This window comes from Ruegeria sp. (assembly GCF_028066395.1).
Lineage (GTDB): Bacteria > Pseudomonadota > Alphaproteobacteria > Rhodobacterales > Rhodobacteraceae > Ruegeria.
Map to the genome: position 1 here is coordinate 48,535 of NZ_JALCBM010000021.1, position 4,119 is coordinate 52,653.

The window sequence follows — 4,119 nt, forward strand, 5'->3', positions numbered from 1 at the left end:
CAACCGCATCCAGCAACTGGGCAACGATATCGACCGCGAGGCCGGGCTGAACCGCGATGCCGGTGAGATGATCGAGCGTCTGGAATGGGAAGCGCGCGAGTTGACCAAGGCCGCTGAGGGGTATGACGAAAAGGTCGCCGAGGCTGCCGAGATCGCCCGCGAGGCGGCGTCGGTTCTGCAAGAGCGCGAAGATCATCTCTCGCAACAGACCGAGGATATGGCGCGATTGGTGGCCCGCCATCAGTCGGCGCAGCGTCTGGTCGAAGACAGCCGCAAGACGCTGACCCGGTCCGAGGGCGAAGAGGAAAAGGCCCGCGCGGCGGTGGATGAGGCGAAATCGGCCCTGACCCGCGCCAGCGAAGCCTTTGAGGCGGCGCAGGAGGGTGAGGAGGAAGCCCGCGAAGCCGCCGAAGCCGCCGAGGAGGCGCTGGCTGCAGCAGATGAGCTGCGTAATGACACGCAGGCGCGCGAGGCCGAGGCCCGGGCAAAGCGGTCCGAGGCCGAGGGTGAGCTGGGCGCGATCCGTGCCGAAACCTCGGCTTTGGCCAAGCTGGTGGAACGGGATACGGCTGAGGGTGGTCAGGTGCTCGATCTGCTGCGGGTGGCACCGGGTTATGAAAAGGCTCTGGGCGCGGCGCTGGCGGATGATCTGCGCGCGCCGCTGGTCGAAGGCGACGGCCCATCCGGTTGGGTTCAGGTGGCGGGCTATGACAGCGATCAGCCGTTGCCGGATGGGGCAGAACCGCTGGCCTTGCATGTGTCTGGCCCGGATCGTCTCAGCCGCCGGATCGCGCAGATCGGTTTGGTTGATGCGGATAATGGCGCACGGTTGCAGGCGTCTTTAAAGCCGGGGCAGCGGCTGGTCTCACGCTCGGGCGATCTGTGGCGCTGGGACGGGTTCCGCGCCTGGGCCGAGGACGCGCCAAGCGCGGCGGCCCTGCGATTGGAACAGCTCAACAAGCTAGAAGCGCTGAAACAGGAACTGGCCCGGACCGAGGCGCAGGCTGAAGGCGCCCGCGCCGCGCATGAGGCGCTGTCGCAGCAACTGGCCGATGTCACCGAGGCCGACCGCCGCGCCCGCGAAGCCCGCCGTGCCGCCGATCAGCGTATGGCGGAAACCGCGCGGATGCTCAGCCGGGCCGAGGCTGATCGCAATCTGGCACAGGGCAAGCTGGAAACCCTGACCCTCGCCGTCGACCGCCACAAGGAAGACGCCATGGCGGCGCGTGCGCAACTGCGCGAGGCCGAGGGTGCGCTGACCGGGCTGGGTGATCTCGACAGCGCCCGCGCGCAGGTCGAAGACATCAAACAGACGGTCGAGGCCGCGCGGATCACCATGCTGACCCATCGCTCGACCCATGACGAATTGCGCCGCGAAGGCGAGGCGCGCACCCGCCGCAGCCAGGAGGTGACCAAGGACCTCAGCGGGTGGCGGCACCGGTTGGAAACGGCCGAGAAACGGATTTCCGAACTGGCCGAACGTAAGGCAAGCTCCGAAGAGGAACTAACCGAGGCCATGGCCGCCCCCGGCGAAATCGCCGAGGCACGCGAGGAACTGAACGAGTTGATCAAAACCGCCGAGGCGCGTCGCGCCGAGGCTGCCGACAAGCTGGCCGAGGCCGAAACCCAACAGCGCGACGTGGTTCTGGCCGAGCGTGAGGCGGAACGTCTGGCCTCGGAAGCCCGCGAAACCCGCGCCGCTGCCGAGGCGCGCTGTGATGCCGCCAAGGAAAGCGTTGTGGCGGCGGCAGAACGGATCGCCGAGGATCAGCAGCTGACGCCGAACCAGTTGCTGAACCAGTTGGACGTGAACCCCGACCAGATGCCCGCCGCCGATGCGCTGGAGGCTGAGGTCAACCGCCACAAACGTCAGCGCGATGCGATGGGCGCGGTCAACTTGCGGGCCGAAGAGGACGCCAAGGACGTGCAGGAGGAATTCGACACCCTCAACAGCGAGCGCGCCGATCTGGAAGAGGCGATCAAGGCTCTGCGCAGCGGCATCGCCAGTCTGAACCGCGAGGGTCGCGAACGTCTGCTGACCGCGTTCGAGCAGGTGAACTCGAACTTCGCCATGCTGTTCAAACACCTTTTTGGCGGCGGTGAGGCCAATCTGGTCATGGTCGAAAGCGACGATCCGCTGGATGCGGGGCTTGAGATCATGTGCCAGCCGCCGGGCAAAAAACTGTCGACCCTCAGCCTGCTGTCGGGCGGTGAACAGACCCTGACCGCCACCGCGCTGATCTTTGGCGTTTTCCTCGCCAACCCGGCACCGATCTGCGTGCTGGACGAGGTCGACGCGCCGTTGGATGACGCCAACGTCACCCGTTTCTGTGACCTGCTGGACGAGATGTGCCGCCAGACCGACACGCGCTTCCTGATCATCACCCACCACGCGGTGACGATGGCGCGGATGGACCGTCTGTTCGGCGTGACCATGCAGGAGCAGGGCGTCAGTCAGCTGGTCTCGGTCGATCTGAAAAAGGCCGAGCAGATGGTCGCCTGACCCCTCACCGCAACGTTATGCGCCTTTTGCCCCACGCCGGGTTAGGGTGGCGGCATGATCCGATTTCTGACCTTCGCCATCTTTGCTGCATCCCCCCTTTGGGCCGCTGACTGGGCGACTAGACCCGGCGACGTGCAATTGACCCCCGACGAGCTCAGCGCGCTGGCCGGGCGCACGCTGACCTTCTACGATGACGGCCAGTCCAGATTCTCGGAAGGTGGGGCCTATTCCTATACCTATGCCAGTGGAGAATCCGCCTTTGGCACTTATTCCATCGCCGAGGATGGCAGCGTCTGCATCGCCTACAGAAACGGTTTCAGTCGCTGTGATCTGTATGTGCGCAGCGGCGAAAGGCTGATCCTGATCGATGAAAAAGGGGATCGCTATCCGGTGCGGTCCGAGTGATCAGGGCGGTCGTTCTGGCCGCATGCACTGATCTGCGTCGTATCCTTTGGGACAACTGTCGGGAACCGCGTTGATTGTTGGGATCAATCCGGCCAATAACGCCGGATACTGGATTCAGGAGGCGCTTCTCATGACGCAAAAAACCGTTCTCGTCACATCTGCAACCGGTCGTATTGGCCGCGAATTGGTGGCGCGCCTTGCGTCGGACCCGGCGATCACCGTGCGCGCCTGTTACTTCAGCGCGGACAAGGCCGACAGCCTGACGGCGCTGGGCGCGGATGACGTGGTGAAATTCGACCTGTCCGACCCGTCCACATGGGAGGCGGCGCTTGAGGGTGTCGATGCGGTGTATTCGGCCTCGCTCGACCCCATGCTGCAGGGCCATCTGGAGTTCTGCAAAGAGCTGGGCAGACGCCGTGCGCAGATTTCGCATGTGGTGCGGGTCAGCTGCATGGGGGCTGACACCAACACGGCCTCTTATGACGCGGATCAGCACGCCTCGCGCGCGGGGGCGGGTATTCCGCTGATGCTGCAGCACTATTGGTGGGGTGAAAAGGCGCTGATTGACGAGGGGTTGAACGTCACCGCCCTGCGCAACAACTTCTTCATGAACCATCTTCTGAAAACCGATAGCGAGACGATCGAAACCGAAGGCTGGTTCTCGAATCCGCTGGGGGATATGCGCAATTCTTTCGTGGCCACACGTGACATCGCCGAAGCCGCCGCCGTTGTGCTGACGGAAGGGCCTGACCGGCACGCGAACAAGTTCTACGACATCACCGGCCCGGCCCCGCAATCCATGGCGGAAATCGCGGCAGATCTGGGGCGGGCGATGGACCGGACCATCGAATATCGCCCGCAATCCATGGTCGATTTCGAGGCCGATTTCGGCGCCACCCGGGCCGAGTTCTTTGAATACCTCACCAACGGTTTCTACACCCGGTGCAGCCCTGACTTTTACAATCTGACCGGCCACAAGCCGACCTCGTACTACGACTACCTGACCACCAAAGGCGCAAGCGGTGAGACCGGGTTGGAGGAGCTATGGCAGGGCAACCTGTGGAAGAAAGGTGAGGACGCCATGAAGGATGCGGTCAAAGGCTAAGGCATCCCGCATCCCTTGATAAGATTGGCAAGAGCCTGAGTAAGGCTCTTGCCCCGGGCTTTACAATCGGTTCAACAGATCGGCCGTCGGCCAGGCATCTGCGGGC

At 64.0% G+C, this 4,119-nt stretch carries 3 protein-coding genes; all 3 read left to right on the top strand.

From position 1 onward, the window contains the following. A partial coding sequence (locus tag MPJ51_RS09090; RefSeq protein WP_298385020.1) for a chromosome segregation protein SMC occupies positions 1 to 2,503 on the top strand: 2,503 nt, incomplete at its 5' end. Between the two features lie 54 nt (positions 2,504 to 2,557). Continuing rightward, positions 2,558 to 2,908, top strand: coding sequence for a hypothetical protein (locus MPJ51_RS09095; protein WP_298385023.1), 351 nt, complete (start codon positions 2,558 to 2,560; stop codon positions 2,906 to 2,908). Positions 2,909 to 3,038: 130 nt separating this feature from the next. Continuing rightward, the gene (locus MPJ51_RS09100; RefSeq protein ID WP_298385025.1) at positions 3,039 to 4,013 is read left to right on the top strand and encodes an NAD(P)H-binding protein; all 975 of its coding nucleotides are present in this window, start codon (positions 3,039 to 3,041) and stop codon (positions 4,011 to 4,013) included. Positions 4,014 to 4,119 lie beyond the last annotated feature (106 nt).

What these genes read in the sequence shown, in the direction of transcription:
- MPJ51_RS09100 (WP_298385025.1), top strand. Translation starts at nt 3,039, where the DNA reads ATGACGCAAAAAACCGTTCTCGTCACATCTGCAACCGGTCGTATTGGC.
- MPJ51_RS09095 (WP_298385023.1), top strand. Translation starts at nt 2,558, where the DNA reads ATGATCCGATTTCTGACCTTCGCCATCTTTGCTGCATCCCCCCTTTGG.